We start from the raw sequence: 21097 nt of genomic DNA on the forward strand, positions 1-21097 counted from the left end.
ATGTCTCAACCGTCACTGAAAGAAAAAACCGCTAAAGGCTTGCTATGGGGCGGGATTGGCAACGGCGCACTGCAGTTGCTCAATCTCGCCTTTGGCATTTTTCTGTCCCGACTGCTGACACCCGCCGACTACGGCATGGTAGGCGCGTTGACCATCTTCTCCGCCCTGGCGGGTATCTTCGCCGAGAGCGGGTTCATCCTGGCCATCGTCAACAAGAAGGAGGTGCGCCACGACGACTACAATGCCGTGTTCTGGTTCAACATCACCGTGGGTGGGACACTCTACCTGTTGTTGTTTGCCTGCGCGCCGCTCATTGCCCGCTTCTACCACACGCCCGAACTGGCGCCCCTGGCCCGCTTCCTGTTCCTCAGCTTCCTGGTGGGCAGCACAACGGCAGCACCGCTGGCCTACTACTTCCGCAACCTGATGGTGAAGGAGCGCAGCCAGATACAGATTACCGCCATCATCGTGTCGGGTATCGTGGGCGTCACGTGTGCCTACCGAGGCTGGGGCAGTTGGGGTATCGCCGTGCAGACAGTTGTATACTCGGGCATGAACGCGTTGCTCATCTGGCTGCGCTCGCCCTGGAGGCCGACATTCTCGTTCAACAGGAAAGCACTACTTGACATGCTGCCCTTCAGCAGCAAGCTGCTGTTCACGTCCATCTTCACGCACGTCAACAACAATATCTTCTCCGTACTGCTGGGACGCTTCTATACGTTGCAGCAGGTGGGCTACTACACGCAGGGCAGCAAGTGGACGACGATGGGCTACTCCACCGTGTCAGGGATGGTCAACAGCGTCGGTCAACCCGTCTTCCGCGAAGCCTCGGACGACCCGGCACGCCTGCAGCACATCTTCCACAAGATGCTGCGCTTCACGGTGTTCGTCAGCCTGCCCGCCATGTTCGGCCTGGGGCTCGTGGCGGAGGAGCTGATTGTCATTGCTATCACGGACAAGTGGCTGCCCTGCGCACCGGTGATGCAGATTCTCTGCGTCTGGGGTGCCTTCATGCCCGTGTCCACGCTCTACTCGAACCTGCTCAACAGCCTGGGACGGCCGAACATTTACATGTGGAACACCATCTGCCTGGGTGCCTTCCAGCTGCTGTGCGTCTGGGCGAGCTATCCCTACGGGCTGCACACGATGCTCGTCGCCTTCACCGCGGCCAACCTCCTGTGGCTGGGCGTGTGGCAGCACTTCGCCCGCAAGCACGCCGGCATCCGCCTGCGGGATGTGCTGAAGGACATCTCGCCCTACCTGCTGGTGACGCTCGCCGTGATGGCCGCCACGTGGACGGCCACCCGGGGCATCGGCAACCTGTACCTGCGCCTCGGAGCCAAAATCGCGATGGCCGCCGCGCTGTACGTGCTGCTCATGTGGCGCCTCCGCTCGAAGATATTCTACGAAAGCATCCAGTATCTGTTCAAAAAGAAGAAAATCGTATGAAAGACTGCCCCAAAGTCAGCGTCCTGATGCTGACGTACAATCAGGAAGACTACATCGACGAAGCCATCCGCAGCGTCATGCTGCAACAGACGGACTTCGACTTCGAACTGGTCATCGGCAACGACGCCAGCACCGACCGCACGGCCGAACGGTGCCAGGCGTGGAAACTGCGCTACCCGGAACGCATCATGCTCGTGGACCGCGAGCAGAACCTGGGCCTCATCGGCAACTTCATGGCCACCTACGACCTGTGCCGCGGCACCTACATCGCCATCTGCGAGGGCGACGACTTCTGGACGGACAAAACGAAGCTGCAACGCCAGGCCGACTTCCTGGACGCGCATCCCGACTTCTCCACCTGCTTCCACCGCGTCGTCAACTACTACGCCGACAACGGCACCAAGAGCCTGAGCAACGGACACCAGCAGACGGACACGGACATCTGCGACCTGGCCCGGAGCAACTACATCTCGAACGTCTCCGCCCTGTTCCGCCGCGGCCTCTTCGGCCGCCTGCCCGACTGGTTCCCCCAGGTGAGCACCTACGACTACGCCATCCACATGCTCAACGCCGCCCACGGACGCATCCACTACATGAAGCGCCCGATGGCCGTCTACCGCCAGCACAGCCGCGCCATCTGGAGCCGGACCGAGGCCTACGCCAAGCTGGATATCGGCCTGAAGGTGCGCGAACTGCTCATCGAACACTTCCGCGAGACGCGCCCCGACGTCAGCGAGCTGCTGCGCGACGCCCACACCCGCTTCAGCCTGAACGAGCTCTACCACTGCCGCCAGGAGGGAAGGACCGACGAGGCCGAAAGGCTGGAACGGCGCCTACTCGCCCTGCGCCCCGAGTGGGACCACGCCGAAGTGGAACGACGCCTCCTCGCCCTGCGGCCCGACAGCCGGACGCTGTGGAAGCGTCGCGCCTTCGGCCTGCTGAAGAAAGCCCGCGCCGTCTGCTCCTATTTCGTCCCCCTGCCCCGCATCCGCTGAACGGCGAAACGCGATTTCCGACCGGAAAACGCATTTCTGAAAACAAAAAGCCCGATTTCCACACGGAAATCACATTTTCTGAAACGGAAAAATGCAATTTCCGACCGGAAAATGCACTTCTGAAAACAAAAAGCCCGATTTCCACACGGAAATCGCATTTTCTAAAACGAAAAAACGCAATTCCCGACCGGGAAATGCACTTTCCGAAAAAAAAAGCCCGTTTCCCGACCGGGAAAACCATTTTCTGAAACAAAAAAATGCATTTCCCAGCCGGGAAACGCATTTCCGAAAACAAAAACCACCCTTTCCGCTACAGGAACGAGGCGCCCGTCTGCTCCAGCACGCCGTTGTCGGCCAGCAATTTCTCCACAAACTCGCGGAAAGCGCCCTCCCCGCCGCGGACACGCGTAACGTAGTGCACCTCGCGCTTCACGTAGTCCGGTGTATTGGCGGGCGACGCGCTGAAGCCCACCTTGCGGAGCAGGGGTAGGTCGTTGAGGTCGTCGCCGATGAAGGCCGCCTCATCGAGACCTATACCCAGCTCTCGGCACAGCGCCTCGGCCTGCGCCACCTTGTCCTTCACGCCCAGGTAGCAGTGTGCAATCCCCAGTTTCTCGGCTCGCCGCCGGACAATCTGCGTGTCCTCGCCCGTCAGGATGGCCACGGGGATGCCCAGCCTGCGCAGGAAGCTGACACCCCAGCCGTCTTTCACGCTGAAGCGCTTCATCGCGTCGCCCTCGGCCGTGTAATACATGCCGCCGTCCGTCCAGACGCCGTCGATGTCAGTCATCACTAATTTCGGTAACATAATCTCCTGATTCTATTTCACAATTTACAATCCCTTTCTCTCACCCAGCCTTCCCCGGCGTCCGTCCAGCCATCCCAGCCACAAAGCCCTCAGCTTGGCCCACTTCCGGTCTTCGTACAACACGACAAAGACCACACGCTTGTACAGATGATACCGCAAATGCGCCTTCAGGTTGATAGCCTCGGGATAAAGCCCGTGGAGCACGATGCCGTTGCGCACATTATAATAAGTCCGCGCAGGGGGATATTCATTGGGGAAAACCTCCTTGCCCAACAGCCGGCGCCGGCGCTTCTGATATCCCAGATCGTGCTGAAGCAAAATGTTCCTGAAACACAACGTCGGAACCTGATGCCGCGCCGCCCGCCAGCAAAACTCGCAGTCGATGCCCCACACAAACAGGTCGGACATGAATCCGCCCAGCTCCTCGAAAAGGGAAAGCGGATAAAGGCTCCCTGAAGTCATGGCCGAAGGGACCTCCGCGACCGCATCCTCCACCGGATACAACGGAGCCTGCTGCGACTTGATAAAGTAATTTGTCGAAAAGATGGCACGGGCATCCGCCCCCCAATTGCGGACAGCCTCCAGATAGCGCCCGAAGTCATCGGACGCAAAACGACTGTCCTGGTCGAAAGTGATCAGATGGGTAAAGCCATGCTGCCGAGCATAATCGACAGCCGCATTCAAGGCCTCCCCTATGCCCACATTCTCGCCCTTGCCCATATAGACGGACTTCTCAAGGGCCTGGAGCGCCCCCAGCCGCTCACGGTCGATGCAATCGCGGGGCGTGTTGTCCCACAACAGCAGACAATCCACCCCCGGCAAATAAGTCCTGATATTAGCCAATACGTCCCCATCCGGATGGTAGAGAACAACGACAGCCAGTAGTTTCATGAGGAATTCAATTAAGTCGGCCTATACAGTCAGCCGGTCATTCAATGTCTTTCGGATACACAATCTCGTTGCGAGGGATGAAGTTCTTCACCCGGCGGCCCGTCACCCGGTCGCGCTCGACCCACTTAAAGCCATCGCCGGGGCTGAGCAGATGCAGGTCAGCCTCGGTGATGACATCGCCCGGATGCAGGTCGCGGCGCGTGGCAATGGAGCGCTCCAACTTCACCTTGGCAGCTGAGACAGCAGGATCAATGTAGAGTTCCTCGCGGCCCATCCAGCGCTCAGCGATGCGAATGTCACGGATCATGCGGTTCACACCGTCCGGTCCCAACGAACCTTGCTGGTCGGTGCCCTTCATGCGGCGGTCGATGGTAATGTGCTTCTCGATGATTTCCGCCCCCATACCGACAGCCACCACGGGCGCAGCGATGCCGATGGTGTGGTCGGAGAAACCGATGGTGTATTGGCCATAGTGTTTCTTCAAATAAGTGATGGTACGCAGGTTCAGATTATCCGGCGCGGTGGGATATTGCGACACACAATGCAGGATGGCTATGTTGTCGTGGTAACGCGTGATGACCTCCAGCGCATCGTCCAACTCCTTGCAGCCCGCCATGCCAGTGGACAGGATGATGGGAATCTTCGTCTCCGCCATCGCCTCCAGCAGGGGCAAGTTCGTCAGGTCGCGGCTAGCCACCTTCAGGCGGTCCGGCGTGAAGAGCTTCAGCAGCGACAGACAACCCACCGAGCAGAGCGTCTCCACGAAATCCAATCCCAGAGCCTTCGCATGCTTGTAGACCTCGAAATGCTCCTCGTCAGTCAGCTCCAAAAAGGCGCGGTGCTCGCCGTAGGTTCGACCGAAAGAATGGGGCGAGTCATATGGACGGTTCATCTGTGAATCAGTCAGTTCTTCGTTCAGGTCGCGCTTAGTCATCTTCACGGCGTCCATCGGACGCAGGTCGATGCCGAAGACCTCCTCGCGCACGGGGCGCGACACCAAGTCGACAATCAGCTTAGCAATGTCGACAGAGCCATTGTGGTTCTGTCCGATTTCTCCAATAATATAAGTACTCATTGTTTCATTATTTTTCGTTACGGGCTATATTCTCCAGCATCTTCTCGCGATATTCGGGATGCGCCTCCACCAGTCGGAGCAGTGCATGCAGGCTACGGTCTGTCTGCTCGAACCACTCGGCATAAAGACGCTGAAGCAACAGGAAATCGTCCATTGTATCCAGCGTGAAACGCAAGTCGAATCGTCCTTCCAATTCTTCGGGCAGAGGCAGCAATCTGACGTGAAAGTCGGCGGGATGAGTATAAAGATAGATCGTGACGTGTTCGATATAGAGTTTTTCCTGCGTAAGCAAGGCAGCGCGACGCAACGCTTCTGTCGTGGTGAGCTCAGCAAACAACCCCAAGTGAGACTTGATGGTAGGCCGCCCATCGGCAAAGCCATAAGCAATGTAATCGGCAGGTTCTTTATCGAAAGCGTCAAAGAACGTCTGGAAAGTATCGGGACGCAGGAAAGGATTGTCCGAGCAGACTCGAATGAAGCGGTCGAGTCCGAACGCCTCGGCGGCACGGATGAAGCGATCGAGCACGTTATCCTCATCGCCGCGGAAGCAGTCAATCCCAGCCCCACGTGCCACCTGCTCCAGCACGTCGTCCTGTGGACGAACGGTCGTTGCCAGTATCACCTGCTTGTCAGGACAAGCCCGTCGGATGTTTTCAATAAGAATGTCAATAATGCGCTGCTCGCCATAGAAAGGGAGCAATATCTTGTTGTGCAGCCGGGTAGAGCCGGTACGTGCCTGGATAATAATTCCGTCTTTCATATCTTCATTCGTTTGAAGGCGTCAATATAACTGCCTGGGGTAACGTTAATGATTTCCTTGCCCAAACTACGCGAATAGGCCTCGAGCACAAAGTAGGACTTGAAAGCCACATACATGTGATAAAGGATGGTATAGAGCCGTGCGCTATGCAGGTTTTCTTGAGTCACGGTAGCCGCCTGAGACTTATTCTGGTCGTAGAAATGCTTTTGATGCATCAGTACCACGTTGTCGTCCGTCACGTGAATTTCGGGCAACCACGAGTGATCTGCTCCCGCCAGATAGATGCGCCGGAAGGGCAAACGGAGAGCGATGGCAATAGACGGTATCAGCACATTGTGCGGACGAGGTACGCCCCATCCCTTACGGAATACCCAGTTACAGAAAGGCTGGAAACCCTCGATGGGCGTGGTATTGTAAATGCAGAGTTTAATGTGGGGATTGCCGGCCAGAAGCGGTTGCCATTCCTTGTTTTTCAACGCCCGTGAAGGAACGAAGAAGTACATGTCCCACGTTGTCTTCTCGGCCAGGGTACCAAAGAGCTGCTCACGCTTCTCGGGCACAATCCAGAAAAGCGGATCGGCAATCAAATAGAGCTGGGGACGCAATTGCTCGAACATAGGCGAAGTGACACAAAAGTTGACTGCCAACAGCGTTTTCCCTCGCATAAACTCAGCCGACTCTTCTACGGTTTTCTTCAATGAAGGGCCGTTGGCCAGTATCAACAACTCGTCCGCCCCTCCAAAATCTGATGGAAGCGGTGTGCTCCGCCTCGATTGCAACACGATTTTCACCAGGCTCAGAAAGCACTGCCAAAGCGACTCCAACCATTTCAATCCTTTTTCACCCATATTACATCATGTTAGAATAAGTGGTGCAAAGATACAGAGTTTGCCATTTACAGGCTAAAAAAACGGGGACTTTTATATCCGAAATCACCATAAAAGCACTACTTTTGCCACAACAATTCGGAAAAGTCACATGAGAGTCCTGCTAATCAATACATCCGAGCGTATCGGTGGAGCAGCCGTAGCTGCCAGCCGCTTGATGGAAGCCCTGAAGAACAATGGCATCAAGGCCAAACTGCTCGTGCGCGACAAGCAGACGGAACAGATTACGGTCGTTGCCCTGCGCCGTAGCTGGAAACTGGTATGGAAGTTTGTATGGGAGCGTATCGTCATCTGGAAAGCCAATCGCTTCAAAAAGAACAACCTTTTTGCCGTGGACATCGCAAACGCAGGCACTGACATCACCTCCCTGCCCGAATTCCAACAGGCCGACGTCATCCACCTTCATTGGATCAACCAAGGCATGCTCTCGCTGAAGAACCTCGAAAAGATACTGGCCTCAGGCAAACCTGTCGTCTGGACAATGCACGACATGTGGCCCTGTACAGGCATCTGCCACCACGCGCGCGAATGCGAAGGCTATCGGCAGGAATGTGGTTCATGCCCCTTCCTTTATGGAAACGGGCATCGGCATGACCTCTCCTATCGCGTCTTCCGTCGGAAACAACGGCTCTACCACGACTACCCACTGACCTTCGTCACATGTAGCCATTGGCTGGAGGAAAAAGCCCGCCAGAGCGCGCTGACCACAGGGCACAAGATCGTCTGCATCCCCAATCCACTGAATATCAACCTATTCAAGCCGCATAACAAGGTTACTGCCCACGAACGTTTGAGACTACCTTCGGATAAGAAGCTCATCCTCTTCGGCTCTGTCAAAATCACAGACAAACGCAAAGGTATCGATTACCTGATCGAATCGTGCAATATATTGGCAAACAAGCATACCGAACTGAAAGAGCAACTGGCCGTCGTTGCTTTCGGCAAACAATCCGAACAGCTGGCCAATCTGCTCCCTTTCAAGGTCTACCCGCTGGACTTCGTACAAGACGAACACCAACTGGTAGATATCTATAACGCCGTCGACCTCTTCGTCACCCCTTCACTAGAGGAAAACCTGCCCAACACCATTATGGAAGCGATGGCCTGTGGTACGCCTTGCGTAGGTTTCAACGTGGGTGGCATCCCCGAAATGATAGACCACCTGCATAACGGCTATGTAGCCCAATACAAATCGTCCGATGACTTCGCCAACGGTATCTATTGGGCCCTGACCGACCCCGACTACCCCAGCCTCTGCGAACAGGCCTGCCGTAAGGCTGTCAGCCACTATTCAGAAAGCAGCGTGGCCAAACGATACATCGATCTCTACAACAAAGTGACTGGAAGAAATGCATAATCACCCTACCCCGAAATTCAGCGTCATCACCGTCTGCTACAACGCCGAGGCAACCATCGAAGACACCATCCAGAGTGTCATCTCGCAGACCTACCACCACGTGGAGTACATCATCGTGGACGGTGCCTCGAAAGATCGCACGATGTCCATCGTAAACCGCTATCGCGAACATATCGCCATCATCGTCAGCGAACGTGACAAAGGTCTTTATGACGCCATGAACAAGGGAATCGGCCTGGCCACGGGCGACTACCTGTGCTTTCTCAACGCAGGCGACAGCTTTCACGAAGACGACACCTTGCAACAGATGGTGCACTCTATCCACACACCCCAACTGCCCGATGTGCTCTATGGCGAAACGGAGCTGGTAGACCATGAAGGCCACTTCCTGCGTATGCGCCGCCTCTCGGCCCCCGAAGTACTGACATGGAAAAGTTTCCGCCAGGGGATGCTCGTCTGCCACCAGGCCTTCTTTCCCCGACGCGACCTCGTGATGCCTTATGACCTGCGCTATCGCTTCTCGGCCGACTTCGACTGGTGCATCAAGATTATGAAAAAGTCGAAGGTTCTCCACAACACCCACCTTACCCTCATCGACTATCTCGCTGAAGGTATGACGACGCGCAACCACAAGGCTTCTCTCAAAGAGCGTTTCCGCATCATGGCCCGCCACTACGGCTGGACGAGCACCTTGGCCTTCCACCTGTGGTTCGTTCTTCGCCTCTTATTAAAGAAATAAAAAGAGAACCAGCAATCCGTTCGTAAAAAGCAGGCAATGTTCCCTTTCAAGGAAAGCACTGTTTTACACGAAGAAAAGCATTGCTTTCTTTCAAGGAAAACAATGCTTTTCCAGCAGCCAATGTCCGATACGAAAAAGAACCCTTTTTCCTAAGCTTATAAAGAAGAGGCGCAACCCAACAGCGCACGTAACTCCTTTACTCCCTCAGAAGCTCCCTTCTGGATAACATGTATTGGGTGCGCACTATGTGTATCCACAGGCTTGGGGTCTATAAGATAGACTTCGGCACGGGCAGGCACGTAGTGAAGCAACCCCGCGGCAGGATAGACATTCATCGACGTACCGATGATAACAAAAATGTCTGCCTGCTCCACATAGCCGATAGCTGTCTCAATCTCGGGCACGGCTTCGCCAAACCACACAATGAAGGGACGCAAGGGACTGCCATCACCCGCACGATCAGTAGCGCGAGTTTCATATTCCGCAGGCTTCAATTCCTTGATGTAGCGCGGATTGTAGGGATCGCGGCTGGAGCACATTTTGGTCAGCTCACCATGCAGGTGGATGACCTTCGTACTGCCTGCCCGCTCGTGCAGGTTGTCAATATTTTGCGTGACAACCGTCACATTGAAATCTTTTTCCAGTTGCGCTACGCCGATATGCCCTTCATTGGGTTTCACGTCAAGCAGTTGTTTGCGCCGCTCGTTATAAAAGTTGATGACCAATTCAGGATCGCGCGCATAACCTTCGGGCGTAGCCACCTGCTCCACAGGATAGCGATCCCACAAGCCACCTGCGTCGCGAAAAGTACTGATGCCGCTTTCGGCGCTCATACCCGCGCCCGACAATACTACCAGATTTTTCATAACCGACTCCTTTCTTTAAGCATTTGTACACCAAAGATAGAAAAAGAATATCCAAGTTATCACATAAATAAGAAATTTTAAATACTGCAAACTGTTAACATTCAAATAAAACCCGTACTTTTGCGACTCATATAAAAAGAACTATGGACAAATTCAGTTATGCAATCGGCCTGGGTATAGGTCAGAATCTTTTAAGCATGGGTGCCAAGGGCATCTCAGTAGATGATTTCGCACGCGCCATCAGCGACGTGCTGAACGGAAATCCAACAGAAATCACACATACCGAGGCACGTGAAATCGTAAACAAATACTTCGAAGAAATGGAAGCCCGCATCAATGCCGAAAACATCGAAAAGGGCAAGAAATTCCTGGAAGAAAACAAGCAGCGTCCAGGCGTGGTAACCCTGCCCAGCGGCCTGCAATACGAAGTGATCAAGGAAGGCAACGTAGGCCACTATGCCAAGATAGACGACCAGGTGCAATGCCACTACGAAGGAACCCTTGTTGACGGTACCCTCTTCGACAGCTCCATCAAGCGCGGCCAGCCTGCCACATTCGGTGTCAACCAGGTAATCCCCGGCTGGGTGGAAGCCCTCCAACTGATGCCCGAAGGTGCCAAATGGAAACTCTACATTCCTAGCGAATTAGGCTATGGCGCACACGGCGCTGGCGAAATGATTCCGCCCCACAGCACACTGATCTTCGAAGTGGAACTCTTGAAAATTTTATCTGACAAAAAATAAATTAAGTAAGAGAAAAACATGAAAAAAGTAACATTTATGATGACGCTGGCTGCCGCAGCAGCCTTGACGTCTTGTACGGCTCAGGCTCCTAAAGCCAATCTGTCAACAGACATCGACTCACTTTCTTATGCTATCGGTATGGCCCGTACTGAAGGTCTGGATCAGTTCCTGATGCAACAGGGTATCGACAGCACCCAGATGGCTGAATTCATCAAAGGCTTCAACGAAGGTGCCGCTAAGATCGACAAGAAAGATGTAGCCTATATGACAGGTCTGCAGGTAGGCCAGATGGTCAGCAAGCAGTGGGTAGAAGGCTTCAACCAACAGATCTTTGGCAACGACTCTACACAGAGCCTCAGCCGCGAAAACCTGCTCGCAGGTTTCATTGCCGGCGTAGTAGGTAAAGGCCAGATGGACAAAATGTTCGCACAAGGCTATATGCAAAGCCAGATGGAAGTGGTAAGAGAAAAAGCACTGAAAAAACAATATGCTGACGTCATCGCTGAAGGAGAGAAATTCCTGGCAGAGAACAAGGCTAAAGAAGGCGTGGTAACGACGGAAAGCGGCCTGCAGTACAAGATCCTGACCAAAGGTACAGGTGAAATTCCTGCCGACACCAGCTATGTACAAGTAAACTACAAAGGTACACTGATCGACGGTACCGAGTTCGACAGCTCCTACAAGCGTAAAGACAAAGACGGCAAGTCACAGCCCGCTACCTTCCGTGCCAACCAGGTAATCAAAGGCTGGACCGAAGCACTGACCATGATGCCTGTAGGCTCCAAGTGGGAACTCTATATCCCCTACGACCTGGCATATGGCTCAAGAGCTACTGGTGCAGACATCAAACCGTTCTCTACTCTGATCTTCGAAGTTGAATTGGTAGGTATCGGCAAAAAGAAATAAAGATTAGAAAGCATTCGTGTCAAAATGACAAATAAAGCGGATGGAACAAATGCTGCAAAACAGCGGTTCCATCCGTTTCTTTTTTTACTTTTCCCTATTTTTCCCATCCTTTCTATAGATAAAATTAAAATAAAGTCCTATATTTGCTTACTATTTGATAACAACAAGTAATTTACAAACGTATATTATGGAGAAAATAGACAATCTGGACCGTCAAATTTTGGAAATCATTTCCCAAAATGCCCGTATTCCTTTCAAGGACGTGGCTGCCGAGTGTGGTGTATCACGCGCCGCTATCCACCAACGTGTACAGCGCCTGATTGACTTGGGTGTCATTGTTGGCTCCGGCTACCACGTAAATCCCAAATCGCTGGGATATCGCACCTGCACTTACGTGGGAATCAAGTTGGAGAGAGGCTCCATGTACAAAACCGTAGTAGCCGAGCTGAACAAAATACCTGAAATTGTTGAATGTCATTTCACCACAGGTCCCTACACCATGCTGACCAAAGTATATGCCCGCGACAACGAGCACCTGATGGACCTGCTGAACAACAAGATGCAGGAAATACCTGGCGTCACAGCTACTGAGACACTGATCTCACTGGAACAGAGTATCAAGAAAGAGATTCCTATCTGCCAAGAATAATCTACTATACGTCTCCATGGCAACGGGTAGTACGGACTATCATGTCAGCTCACTCCCTTTGCCATGGAAACTCTAGCTTCCGATTTGCATATGGAGTTTCTAAGCGAACTTGGCCTGTCAGGCCTTTTTATTGGCATCTGTACCTTTTTGATCATCGGGCTTTTCCATCCCATTGTAGTGAAAGCCGAATATTATTGGGGGACACGTTGCTGGTGGATATTCCTATTACTGGGCTTAGCAGGTGTTGCAGCTTCCATTTGCGTAGACAACATTCTGTACTCTTCCCTGCTGGGCGTATTCGCTTTCTCCTCTTTTTGGACGATCAAAGAAGTATTCGAACAGGAAGAGCGCGTCAAGAAAGGTTGGTTTCCTAAAAATCCAAAACGAAAATACAACTTCTAGACTCAAAGGGAACGCATTTTTCCCTCAATCCCTTGCATAATTCAACGGAATGTGCTAATTTTGCACCGCTATCCCCGAAAGGATACACCGGACTTGTAGCTCAGTTGGTTAGAGCAACAGACTCATAATCTGGAGGTCCCAGGTTCAAGCCCTGGCTGGTCCACTTTAAGAATCAAGCACTTACGAGCAATCGCAAGTGCTTTTTTCTTTGTCTGCGTAAACAATGCGTAAACAAACGGTTTGAGTTGGCTCTGTTCACGCATAGAACTTCCGTGAAACTCCGTGCAATCCTATAACACCTTTATTAAGGTATGTTGTTAATATGACGATGATTGGCGGTTAAATAAGCTCAAATATATTCCATTTATACCTTGATTTATAGAATAATATCGTACTTTTGTATCGCGTAATGCATTTGTGGCAAGCCATGACCTTGGTGGTGCTCTTTCTTGAAAAAGAAAAGTGAGTTTGCCTAACCGCCGTGGGAGGGTTATCCCATTCCGATGAATCAATGCGTAGAGGGAGTGCCAGTCGGAGGGTACTCTATGACAAACGAAACGCGAGAGTTGCTTCAGGGGTTGAGACCGATTAGCATAAGCCCGGTTACCAGTCAGCGACAGAAGACGACGAGATTGCACCGCTGCATATAACGACAATGTTTTTATCCGCCTAAAGGATAGGGACTCTGTGGTTATATGCAGTGTTTTGTATATGTATGCCTCACATTGCAAAGCGTCTGTATTCAGAGGTTATGTTGAACATAAACAATGAATGCAATGGAAAAACTGACAAAGTCCCTGTCGCTTTTCAAGGAACGGAACTGTTCTGTTTCTGTCGTGTTGGACTCACGTACTCGCAGGAAAAACGCGTGCGAGTTTCCGTTATCTCTCCGTTTCACGATAGACCGCAAATTCTTTTATCTTACTGTCGGAAGTTCTTTCACTGAAAGAAAGTTCTCAGACATCTGTAATGCGACTAAATGCAAGAGCGAGAACTACAAACTTCAAAAAGAGTGGAAAGATAGCTTTGTCCCCAAATACAAAGAAATTCTGATGAACCTAAACAAAGGTGGTATCCTGACATTTGAAATGGTACGCCAATGTATCATGGGTGAGGGAGTGATGCCATCCAAAGAAGATACGACCAAGGCACAAACCTTTGTTGGTGTATGGGAACAAATCATCCATGAATTACGGACAGACGATGGTGGCGCACGTTTTACCACAGCAGAGAGCTACGAATGCGCACTCAAATCATTCAGAAAAATTCTCGGAAGCAATATGATTAGAGGATTCTGCATCAGTGCTGCAGAAATTCAGAAGTGGAAAGACGGAATGCATGATGGAGTAAAAGACGAGAATGGGGCGATAGTCGGGAAAATCAGCGATACTACCGCCGGGATTTATCTCCGTTGTTGCCGTGCTGTATGGAACAGGTGTATACATGAAGGCTATCTCAAAGATGTTCCTTATCCTTTTTCTAACAAGAAGGAGAAAGGGCTTGTGAGCATACCCAAGAGTGCAAAGCGCAAACAGAGCTTCCTGAATGTCTGTCAGATGACGGAGCTCTACAACCTTTTTGTCTCAAAGAAATATCCCGAACATTGGTCGGAAGAATATACCCAACGTGCCCACTACTCATTGGGGTTGTTTCTTGCCCAGTACCTGTGCAACGGCTTTAACATGGCAGATGCAGGACGATTGACTTACGATAGTTATTATTATCAGACAGATGGCAAGGCTTTCCGTTTCAACCGAAAGAAAACTTCCCGAAGAAGTGCTGACGGTTCAGAAGTAATCGTTCCCATTATCCCTCCTTTACAATATGTGTTAGATGAAGTGGCGGCACCTCCGACTCGGGGTGGCTTTGTTTTTCCTCATATCATTAGTGTCCCGTTAAAATGGGACGAGTTAAACAATTAATCAAAAAGCCCCGGAATCAGGGGATCATTTAGATCTTTGACATCATTGAAATTAGTCTTGTCGAACAGGTCACGCAAGTGGGTTTTGTCAGTCAATGATATACTGAGAATTTGCAAAACTTCATAGGTTGAACGTTTCAACTTCATATCATGTTGGACAATAGCCACAAGACAGTACGTGATAATAGCCACACTGATTTGTATGCGAACAGCGTTCTCTGTTGTGCCCCAGAATTTCTTTATCTTGAGATGCTGCTTGAGCCATTTGAAGAACAGCTCGATTAACCATCTTTTCTTATAAAGATTGGCGACATCCAGTGCAGAAAGTTGTTTTGCATTCGTCAAGAAAGTGAACTCACGGTCATCCTCTTCGTCGTAATATCGGACGAGTCTGAATGACTCCGGATATTTCTTCCCGGAGAGATAACCGGTCAGTTTCACTTCTGCATCTGTCATTATGTTCTTTGGCATTCTCCGCTTCCATTTGACTGTCTTATACTTTAAGTTCGTCTTGGCCCTGACAACAAAGAAAGAGTCTGTAAGATGTATCCTATAGAGCTCTTTAAAAGAATCATAAGCCCTGTCGAATATATAATAAGCATTTGGTTCATAATGGATTGAAGACATCGCTGTAGAATCATGCTTTGAGGCAGTGGTTACAGTATAGAAGGCAGGAACTTGTGCTTCAATGTCGTATAAGACATGAGCTTTCACTCCTCCTTTCTTGCTTCGGAACTTTGCCCACGGGAATGTTGCAAGACATAACGGAATCGTTGTTGAATCAAACGCATATTTCTTTCCGGAAATGTCAAGGATGTTGGTCGTCCGCTTCTCGCAGGCTTCCTTCATCATATAGAAAGCAAAGTCTTCGAAGATTCTGTAATCGCGGTTCTGGTTGGCTGTGGCAAGAGTTGTCTTGGCTATCGGTTCACGACCTAACCCAAGATGATATTGCTTGCCCCTATGCGCCTCGAAAGCAACGATTAAGTCTCGCAGGCTCTCACGGTTACTCAGTTGCCCAAACATCATTGCAAGCATCTGATTCCAGCAAGTGAAATGTTTCACATACCGGTTGCCATCATACTTGCGAACATAGTTGTTGAACTGAGTCCTGTTCAGAAAAGCGGTTAATTGAGAGAATACGTATTTGTCTTGGAACATAGCAGCCATTTGTATTAGACTGCAAAGTTGCAAAATCAAGTCCGTTTCATCTCAAGAAACCACGTAATTGACTATATTTCAATAATTTCAAAGAACTATTTATCCACTTTTACGGGACAGTAGTGTCCTCATATATTAAAAGGTGCGGAAACAGAAGAGTTGCGCCGTAAATATACCATGCAGGAAAACTCAAACGTAAAAGACCGTGTTATCAGGATATGCCATGAAGCATTGAATTGGGACAAGTCCATCTGTCCGTCCGGTACATGGTGCCGGCACTCGTTTGCCACCAACCTGCATAATGCCGGAGTGGATATGGATTATATCTCGGAGAGCATGGGACATGCTTCTTCAGACCATGCCATTACTCAAATCTACATCGAGCATTATCCTATCGACATACAGATGCAGAACAATTCAAAGCTACTAAACCTGGGTAATACTTCTGAAAGGGATGCTCTGTTGGCAAAGCTGGCAAGCATGTCCACAGAAGAATTGCTCAAACTGTTCAGACAACCTTAATACCATAAGACAATGAAAAATTTCATAGAAAGGATAAAATCCTATTCCAAGAGAAAGGACACTGCAGATATGGCTATCCGTGCATGGAAATCAGTCAATGAAGAAGTATATACCAACTTTTGTAAGCGCATAGATGCTGTGGCTAAAGGAGGTATAACTGTTCTGATGGACATGTACCAGATGATGCGGGACTGCACACCACCCGAAGCCTTGATGATGTACAATTGGCTTTCAGATTTTGCCAACGGGAAGGATGTACCAGACATCGCAAACCGACAATGGGCTGGCCAATATACCGAAACCATCGCCCAATGTATTACAAACAAACGGTTGTGGATAGGTATCAACGTAAAAACGGGGACAATTGAACTGCTTACTTCTCCGAAATCAGGGCTGCTGATGGTTCATTCTGAAACGCCTATTGAAATCTGGAATCACCTGCCATTGGCAATGAGAACCTACTTGACTGTACAGTTGGATTTGCTTATGAGAAACAGCAAAGGTTGTTATCTGTTGAGTAAACTGGAAAGAAAAATGGTCTATCAGTTCCTGGCCTATATCTCTCAAATTGTTTTCCTCTCCCATGCGGTGTTTATTGGTGGATTTATGGCTAACCTCTATGACCGTGTGATGGAAAAGAAAGAAGACTTGGCTTATTGCGTGTACTATTTCGTGGTATTTGACCACGGTCTTTCACGTATGGCTAAGTTACTTGACCATCTGCTGAACAGTGAAGAGGTTGACCATGGTGATATGCTTTTGGTAAAGTCATGCGTTACCATGCTTGTCAATGGAAGTATAGAGATGGGCACAGAAACCAAAGCGGATTGGGAAGATACTGTAGAGAAGTGTAACCCTGAAATATGGAAGGAAGTTATATTTGCCTTGCGAAAAGTCAAAGGTAGACGTGGGAACAAAAAGGTTATGCAATCATTGGATGATATCCTCATTGGGGACAAGGAACGCATCAAGCAAGGAATCTGTTTATTCCTTGAAGAGAACACCGAAGACTTAAGTCTCGCCTATCTGTTGAAATCATTGGTAAAGTCCGGCAAGATAAAAGCGTCCACAAGATACATGACATTCCACCGTGCCATAGAACAGTTCTCCCAACGGCATTATGGGCACGATATACCACAGAAGCGATACGGGGAAATCAAGGAACTTACTTTGAACTCACCCCAAAGAGGAAGCAGTTACACCAAAGCAAAACGAATAATAGACCGATGGACGGATTATTTTATCAGTAACGGGTAGTTGGGAAATCCAGCTATCCGTATTTATTTTGCAAACAACTGTTGTAATTCGGTCGGCAAAATTAAGATATAAATAAACCGACCAATACACAGAGTTTCACACACTACCTTTGCTTGCGAAATCGGTTTCACAGAGTTGAACCGAGGCTTAAAGTATTTAATCACCAAACAAGTAAAGGTATGGAAGAAAAACTCAATCTCAACCAATTACTCCAAAAGCCTATCGCCATGATGACGGGTGAGGAGCTTTGTTTTCTCATCACTAAAAGTGTGGAGAGTACAGAAGCGGCCACTCCCCAAGTGGCATCCAAAGGCAACTACTATGGCATAGAGGGTATCGCCCGTGTATTCGGTTGTAGCGTACCCACCGCCAACCGCATTAAGAAGAGCGGCATCATAGACAAAGCCATCACGCAGATAGGACGAAAAATCGTAGTGGATGCAGACCTTGCATTGGCTTTGGCAAAGGAATCTGGTGGCATCCATATCAAAGAATAGCGGTATGGAAGAGAATTGGAAAAAGAATCTGGTAACAGACAGTTACGGGAATCCGGTTCGTTCCATCAGTAATCTCCGGTTTATTTTCACATTGGATGAGAATCTTAGTCAGATAAGGTACGATACCTTCTGTCAGGACGATGTATGTTTCTGCCCTTTGTTCCGCAATGTCAACGGAAACAAGATAGATGAAGAGTCGGTAGGAAAGATACAGGATTATTTGGAAAGGACATACAGAATACGCCTGACGCAGAACAAGGTATTTGAGATACTGAAGACCACTTCTTCTGAACGGAGTTTTAATCCTGTACAGAAATTCATTACACAAGAAACATGGGACGGACAACCTCGCATAGCCACAACCATCATAGATTATCTTGGAGCAGAGGACGCTCCGCTTGTCAGGGAACAGACAAAACTTTGGTTTGTGGCAGCAGTAACCAGAGTATTCAATCCAGGTTGCAAGTTTGACAACGTACTAACCTTGCCCGGTCCGCAAGGCATTGGGAAAAGTACCTTCTTCAAAGCCATCAGTGGGAGATGGTTCAACGATTCGTTCTCTTTCGCCAGTGGTGACAAGGAGAAAGTGGAGACCATAACCAACGGTTGGATTATTGAAATCAGTGAGTTGAATGGTTTGAAACGGGCGAATGACGCGGAAGCTGCCAAGGCTTTTCTAAGCCGTTGCAGTGATTATATGCGTCCGGCTTATGGGCATAAGGTGGTGGAGTTCATGCGGCACAATGTTTTTGCGGCTACCACCAATGAGGCAAACTTCCTGCAAGGAGATAATGGAAACCGCCGATGGTGGATTATCCCTGTCAAAGGCAACGGTCATGTGTCAGATTGGTTGGATGATTTGCAGTGTTCCGTTCCTCAACTTTGGGCAGAGGCATATACATATTATAAACAAGGTATGAAACTCTATTTGTCACCGGACATGGAGAATGAGGCCAACGAAGTGCAGATGCAACATTCCAACATTCTTGTTGACCCAATTATGGAGGACATAGAAATGTATCTGGAGCGTGAGGTTCCCATTCAATATGCAAATTGGATGATTCCGACACGACTGGCTTATCAGAAAGGAGCATACTCAGAACCAAATTCCACAATGACCTCACTCAATATGGTTTGTGCCCGACAGATTATAGAGGAACTGCCCAATGATTTGGTCAGACGAAATCCGTCCAAATACACTTCGCAATACATCAACCGCCTGATGTCCATGATTCCAAATTGGAAACGAAGCGAACAGGAGAAGGTCAAGGGGCTGCATCCCGCCTATTGCGACAAGACGGGACGGACGAAGCACCCATGGGTAAGGGTGGACGCTCCAAGTGAAGTTTCTGGTACAGCACTGCCAAGTGAACAGGATTTGCCATTCTAATTTCAAAATAAGGGAAAAGAAAAACTGTGTCCTATGTCCCCTTGTCCCTTTTTCCCTCGAAAAAAGAATAAAAACATAAAGTGAGCAAAATAGAAAATTATAAGAAACGCTTAGGACACGGGACAATATAAACCAACAACATGAGAAAAGAAGAACTTATCAGACTGCTACAAGAGCGTGACCCGCTGCTGGCAAATGCGGTCAGCCACATGGTTGCGTATGTTCAAGACCGTTATCCTTCCACTTTTCCGAGCAAGGAACAGACCGAGGCGGTGAACAATTACCTGCGAAGTGTCCATGCCGATGGAGACGGAAGTGCATCAGAACGGAATTGTGAACACCGTCGTATCGCTTCACAGAACATTACCATTGCTGCCATCCGTGTATTGGACAGCCAACAACTGGACAGGCTGCAAAACGTACTTGACCACATCGCATACGACAAGGAGTATTATATGCCGGAGAGAGGTTACGGTATGCACCGCTGACTTTCTCTTTTGGCTGCACCATTTATAAACCATCTTCAAAATAGACAGACGATGAAAACAAACTTGAATTATTGTATTGTGCTTTCGTCAGAGCAGCTTGCATATCTGGCAGGGAGCAAGTACGGCATTGACCGCATGAAGATTTTGCACCAACTTATCGAAGCGGCAGTGCTGGAAGAAAACGATTATGCCATAAAAGGATTTTCCACAACCTTACAAGTGGGGCAAGCCATCCTTTCGGAAGTGGATTTATCCTGCAAGTTAGGCTATGACAAGAAGACCATATCCCGTGTACTTGACAAGATGAACCAGTTGGGAATTGTCGCATCCACACAGGGCAACCGAACAAGCGTCCACACGCTGAAATGTATATCGGCATGGATGTTGGATGGCAACCGAATAGACAATCCGTTCTATGTTCGATTAAAAGACCGGCAAGAAAAAGGAGCAAATGATTACGCACAATCTGATGATATGGTAACCGTCTTACCAATGACTCCACAGGAGAATTCGGATAGCCGTATGGAGGGAAATTTACCCAACTCGAATGAGTGTAGACAAACAGAAGTAATGAATGAAACCTACGTTTCTGATGCAGTTTTTTCCTTCGTAGGCAAAATGCCTATTATATCAGACGAAGGCGAACTGCTCTCTACATTTTCTTCTGTTCCTACCAATTCGGATCCTCCACAGCCTACGGTAGGGGAAGAATCTAATGAGGATATTTCGGCAGATAGTCAGATTTAGTCATATTGGATATGGCGATGATGCCTATGTTTTTGTGTGGGGTCTTACAAGAAGTTCCTATGTCGCACAAATTCGCTACGCTCATCCGTACCACATAGGCATATTCCAGCAGTCGCAAGCTCCCACCGTGCTGTCCCTTTTTAGATTGATGTCTCATCCATAACATAACAAAACATGAAGAAGAAAAAGAATATCAGCAATGAAGCTGACGAAGAAAATGACAAGAAAGTTATAAAACGCACCCTACGGCTTGAAGCCAGAGTAACGGAACAGGAATATGCCAAAGCGAAAGAACTTGCCAAGACCTGCGGTTTGTCCATGAGCAACTATGTGCGCCGCACTGCTTTAGGGCAGCATCCACGGCAACGGCTGTCTGAGCGTGAGGTAGAAGCCTTATGCAGTCTGACGGATGCGAGAGGCGACCTTATCCGTATTGCGGCAGCAGTAAAGTCCATTCAAGCGGATAAACGTGCAATGTATTTTAGCGATACCCGGTTTGTGGAACAATGGATGAGAGCTGCCACGCAACTAATCAACCGCTGGAGCCAAATAGAGAATTATCTTACCGAATAAATTTCCTTACCCGT

General features: G+C 49.5%; 21 protein-coding genes, 1 tRNA gene and 2 pseudogenes. 17 read left to right on the plus strand and 7 right to left on the minus strand.

The features are described from left to right. On the plus strand, positions 1-1449 hold the full coding sequence (locus tag BQ8005_RS11320) for a lipopolysaccharide biosynthesis protein (RefSeq protein ID WP_075318115.1): 1449 nt from the start codon (positions 1-3) through the stop codon (positions 1447-1449). Continuing rightward, the gene (locus tag BQ8005_RS11325; protein WP_075318116.1) at positions 1446-2444 is read left to right on the plus strand and encodes a glycosyltransferase; all 999 of its coding nucleotides are present in this window, start codon (positions 1446-1448) and stop codon (positions 2442-2444) included. The genes BQ8005_RS11320 and BQ8005_RS11325 overlap by 4 nt, the downstream gene beginning before the upstream one ends. Before the next feature lie 310 nt (positions 2445-2754). On the opposite strand, the gene BQ8005_RS11330 is transcribed toward BQ8005_RS11325, so the two are convergent. The 5 genes from BQ8005_RS11330 to BQ8005_RS11350 are packed head-to-tail and all read right to left on the minus strand — an operon-like array spanning position 2755 to position 6826. After that, positions 2755-3252: a KdsC family phosphatase gene (locus BQ8005_RS11330; protein WP_075318117.1), complete on the minus strand. Its 498-nt coding sequence runs from the start codon at positions 3250-3252 to the stop codon at positions 2755-2757. 24 nt (positions 3253-3276) lie between these two features. Further along, positions 3277-4143, minus strand: a complete 867-nt coding sequence (locus BQ8005_RS11335; RefSeq protein WP_075318118.1) for a glycosyltransferase family protein — start codon at positions 4141-4143, stop codon at positions 3277-3279. 37 nt (positions 4144-4180) lie between these two features. After that, positions 4181-5218, minus strand: a complete 1038-nt coding sequence (locus tag BQ8005_RS11340) for an N-acetylneuraminate synthase family protein (RefSeq protein WP_075318119.1) — start codon at positions 5216-5218, stop codon at positions 4181-4183. A gap of 7 nt (positions 5219-5225) precedes the next feature. Next, positions 5226-5978, minus strand: coding sequence for a cytidylyltransferase domain-containing protein (locus tag BQ8005_RS11345; RefSeq protein ID WP_075318120.1), 753 nt, complete (start codon positions 5976-5978; stop codon positions 5226-5228). Continuing rightward, positions 5975-6826, minus strand: coding sequence for a hypothetical protein (locus tag BQ8005_RS11350; protein ID WP_021847386.1), 852 nt, complete (start codon positions 6824-6826; stop codon positions 5975-5977). Before BQ8005_RS11350 ends, BQ8005_RS11345 begins: the two co-directional genes overlap by 4 nt. A gap of 130 nt (positions 6827-6956) precedes the next feature. Here BQ8005_RS11350 and BQ8005_RS11355 point away from each other — a divergent pair, with 130 nt between their 5' ends. Beyond that, positions 6957-8222, plus strand: a complete 1266-nt coding sequence (locus tag BQ8005_RS11355) for a glycosyltransferase family 4 protein (RefSeq protein WP_075318121.1) — start codon at positions 6957-6959, stop codon at positions 8220-8222. Continuing rightward, a complete protein-coding gene (locus BQ8005_RS11360) occupies positions 8215-8961 on the plus strand; it encodes a glycosyltransferase family 2 protein (protein ID WP_075318122.1) in 747 nt (248 codons plus the stop codon). Before BQ8005_RS11355 ends, BQ8005_RS11360 begins: the two co-directional genes overlap by 8 nt. A gap of 155 nt (positions 8962-9116) precedes the next feature. Here BQ8005_RS11360 and BQ8005_RS11365 read toward each other — a convergent pair whose 3' ends face one another. Continuing rightward, positions 9117-9827 carry an SIR2 family NAD-dependent protein deacylase gene (locus tag BQ8005_RS11365; RefSeq protein WP_075318123.1) on the minus strand — a complete coding sequence of 237 codons (711 nt, stop codon included), beginning with the start codon at positions 9825-9827 and terminating at the stop codon, positions 9117-9119. A gap of 143 nt (positions 9828-9970) precedes the next feature. On the opposite strand from BQ8005_RS11365, the gene BQ8005_RS11370 reads away from it, so the two are divergent. The 6 genes and pseudogenes from BQ8005_RS11370 to BQ8005_RS11395 form a co-directional block, all read left to right on the plus strand. Continuing rightward, on the plus strand, positions 9971-10570 hold the full coding sequence (locus tag BQ8005_RS11370) for a BamJ family beta-barrel-assembly machinery protein (RefSeq protein ID WP_021847390.1): 600 nt from the start codon (positions 9971-9973) through the stop codon (positions 10568-10570). An 18-nt stretch (positions 10571-10588) separates the two neighbouring features. Continuing rightward, positions 10589-11476: a BamJ family beta-barrel-assembly machinery protein gene (locus BQ8005_RS11375; RefSeq protein WP_075318124.1), complete on the plus strand. Its 888-nt coding sequence runs from the start codon at positions 10589-10591 to the stop codon at positions 11474-11476. 187 nt (positions 11477-11663) lie between these two features. Then, positions 11664-12125, plus strand: coding sequence for an Lrp/AsnC family transcriptional regulator (locus BQ8005_RS11380; protein ID WP_021847392.1), 462 nt, complete (start codon positions 11664-11666; stop codon positions 12123-12125). Positions 12126-12215: 90 nt separating this feature from the next. After that, positions 12216-12527 (plus strand): DUF4491 family protein, encoded by a 312-nt coding sequence (locus BQ8005_RS11385; RefSeq protein ID WP_075318125.1) that lies wholly within the window; start codon positions 12216-12218, stop codon positions 12525-12527. An 89-nt stretch (positions 12528-12616) separates the two neighbouring features. After that, positions 12617-12690: transfer RNA gene (locus BQ8005_RS11390), tRNA-Ile, on the plus strand. 613 nt (positions 12691-13303) lie between these two features. After that, positions 13304-14413, plus strand: a pseudogene (locus BQ8005_RS11395) (phage integrase SAM-like domain-containing protein); the annotation flags it as partial. A 32-nt stretch (positions 14414-14445) separates the two neighbouring features. Here the strand turns inward: BQ8005_RS11395 and BQ8005_RS11400 are convergent. Further along, positions 14446-15609, minus strand: a complete 1164-nt coding sequence (locus BQ8005_RS11400) for an IS4 family transposase (RefSeq protein ID WP_075318825.1) — start codon at positions 15607-15609, stop codon at positions 14446-14448. 126 nt (positions 15610-15735) lie between these two features. On the opposite strand from BQ8005_RS11400, the pseudogene BQ8005_RS11405 reads away from it, so the two are divergent. From BQ8005_RS11405 to BQ8005_RS11435, 7 genes and pseudogenes are all read left to right on the plus strand, one after another. Further along, positions 15736-16131, plus strand: a pseudogene (locus BQ8005_RS11405) (tyrosine-type recombinase/integrase); the annotation flags it as partial. Positions 16132-16143: 12 nt separating this feature from the next. Beyond that, the gene (locus BQ8005_RS11410) at positions 16144-17388 is read left to right on the plus strand and encodes a DUF6043 family protein (protein ID WP_075318127.1); all 1245 of its coding nucleotides are present in this window, start codon (positions 16144-16146) and stop codon (positions 17386-17388) included. Positions 17389-17567: 179 nt separating this feature from the next. Beyond that, entirely contained in the window at positions 17568-17885 is a 318-nt protein-coding gene (locus BQ8005_RS11415; protein ID WP_075318128.1) for a DUF3853 family protein, read from the plus strand. 4 nt (positions 17886-17889) lie between these two features. Next, positions 17890-19275 (plus strand): virulence-associated E family protein, encoded by a 1386-nt coding sequence (locus BQ8005_RS11420; protein WP_075318129.1) that lies wholly within the window; start codon positions 17890-17892, stop codon positions 19273-19275. 140 nt (positions 19276-19415) lie between these two features. Further along, on the plus strand, positions 19416-19763 hold the full coding sequence (locus BQ8005_RS11425) for a hypothetical protein (protein WP_075318130.1): 348 nt from the start codon (positions 19416-19418) through the stop codon (positions 19761-19763). A gap of 51 nt (positions 19764-19814) precedes the next feature. Then, entirely contained in the window at positions 19815-20510 is a 696-nt protein-coding gene (locus tag BQ8005_RS11430; RefSeq protein WP_075318131.1) for a hypothetical protein, read from the plus strand. 174 nt (positions 20511-20684) lie between these two features. Continuing rightward, complete coding sequence (locus tag BQ8005_RS11435; RefSeq protein ID WP_075318132.1) at positions 20685-21083, plus strand: plasmid mobilization protein; 399 nt, start codon at positions 20685-20687, stop codon at positions 21081-21083. The last annotated feature ends 14 nt before the right edge of the window (positions 21084-21097 follow it).

It is taken from the genome of Bacteroides togonis (genome assembly GCF_900130135.1).
Classification (GTDB): domain Bacteria; phylum Bacteroidota; class Bacteroidia; order Bacteroidales; family Bacteroidaceae; genus Bacteroides; species Bacteroides pullorum.

Excerpts from the sequence above, each read along its gene's own strand:
- BQ8005_RS11320 (WP_075318115.1), top strand. The coding sequence starts at position 1 with ATGTCTCAACCGTCACTGAAAGAAAAAACCGCTAAAGGCTTGCTATGG.
- BQ8005_RS11325 (WP_075318116.1), top strand. The coding sequence starts at position 1,446 with ATGAAAGACTGCCCCAAAGTCAGCGTCCTGATGCTGACGTACAATCAG.
- BQ8005_RS11330 (WP_075318117.1), bottom strand. The coding sequence starts at position 3,252 with ATGTTACCGAAATTAGTGATGACTGACATCGACGGCGTCTGGACGGAC.
- BQ8005_RS11335 (WP_075318118.1), bottom strand. The coding sequence starts at position 4,143 with ATGAAACTACTGGCTGTCGTTGTTCTCTACCATCCGGATGGGGACGTA.
- BQ8005_RS11340 (WP_075318119.1), bottom strand. The coding sequence starts at position 5,218 with ATGAGTACTTATATTATTGGAGAAATCGGACAGAACCACAATGGCTCT.
- BQ8005_RS11345 (WP_075318120.1), bottom strand. The coding sequence starts at position 5,978 with ATGAAAGACGGAATTATTATCCAGGCACGTACCGGCTCTACCCGGCTG.
- BQ8005_RS11350 (WP_021847386.1), bottom strand. The coding sequence starts at position 6,826 with ATGGGTGAAAAAGGATTGAAATGGTTGGAGTCGCTTTGGCAGTGCTTT.
- BQ8005_RS11355 (WP_075318121.1), top strand. The coding sequence starts at position 6,957 with ATGAGAGTCCTGCTAATCAATACATCCGAGCGTATCGGTGGAGCAGCC.
- BQ8005_RS11360 (WP_075318122.1), top strand. The coding sequence starts at position 8,215 with ATGCATAATCACCCTACCCCGAAATTCAGCGTCATCACCGTCTGCTAC.
- BQ8005_RS11365 (WP_075318123.1), bottom strand. The coding sequence starts at position 9,827 with ATGAAAAATCTGGTAGTATTGTCGGGCGCGGGTATGAGCGCCGAAAGC.
- BQ8005_RS11370 (WP_021847390.1), top strand. The coding sequence starts at position 9,971 with ATGGACAAATTCAGTTATGCAATCGGCCTGGGTATAGGTCAGAATCTT.
- BQ8005_RS11375 (WP_075318124.1), top strand. The coding sequence starts at position 10,589 with ATGAAAAAAGTAACATTTATGATGACGCTGGCTGCCGCAGCAGCCTTG.
- BQ8005_RS11380 (WP_021847392.1), top strand. The coding sequence starts at position 11,664 with ATGGAGAAAATAGACAATCTGGACCGTCAAATTTTGGAAATCATTTCC.
- BQ8005_RS11385 (WP_075318125.1), top strand. The coding sequence starts at position 12,216 with ATGGAGTTTCTAAGCGAACTTGGCCTGTCAGGCCTTTTTATTGGCATC.
- BQ8005_RS11400 (WP_075318825.1), bottom strand. The coding sequence starts at position 15,609 with ATGTTCCAAGACAAATACGTATTCTCTCAATTAACCGCTTTTCTGAAC.
- BQ8005_RS11410 (WP_075318127.1), top strand. The coding sequence starts at position 16,144 with ATGAAAAATTTCATAGAAAGGATAAAATCCTATTCCAAGAGAAAGGAC.
- BQ8005_RS11415 (WP_075318128.1), top strand. The coding sequence starts at position 17,568 with ATGGAAGAAAAACTCAATCTCAACCAATTACTCCAAAAGCCTATCGCC.
- BQ8005_RS11420 (WP_075318129.1), top strand. The coding sequence starts at position 17,890 with ATGGAAGAGAATTGGAAAAAGAATCTGGTAACAGACAGTTACGGGAAT.
- BQ8005_RS11425 (WP_075318130.1), top strand. The coding sequence starts at position 19,416 with ATGAGAAAAGAAGAACTTATCAGACTGCTACAAGAGCGTGACCCGCTG.
- BQ8005_RS11430 (WP_075318131.1), top strand. The coding sequence starts at position 19,815 with ATGAAAACAAACTTGAATTATTGTATTGTGCTTTCGTCAGAGCAGCTT.
- BQ8005_RS11435 (WP_075318132.1), top strand. The coding sequence starts at position 20,685 with ATGAAGAAGAAAAAGAATATCAGCAATGAAGCTGACGAAGAAAATGAC.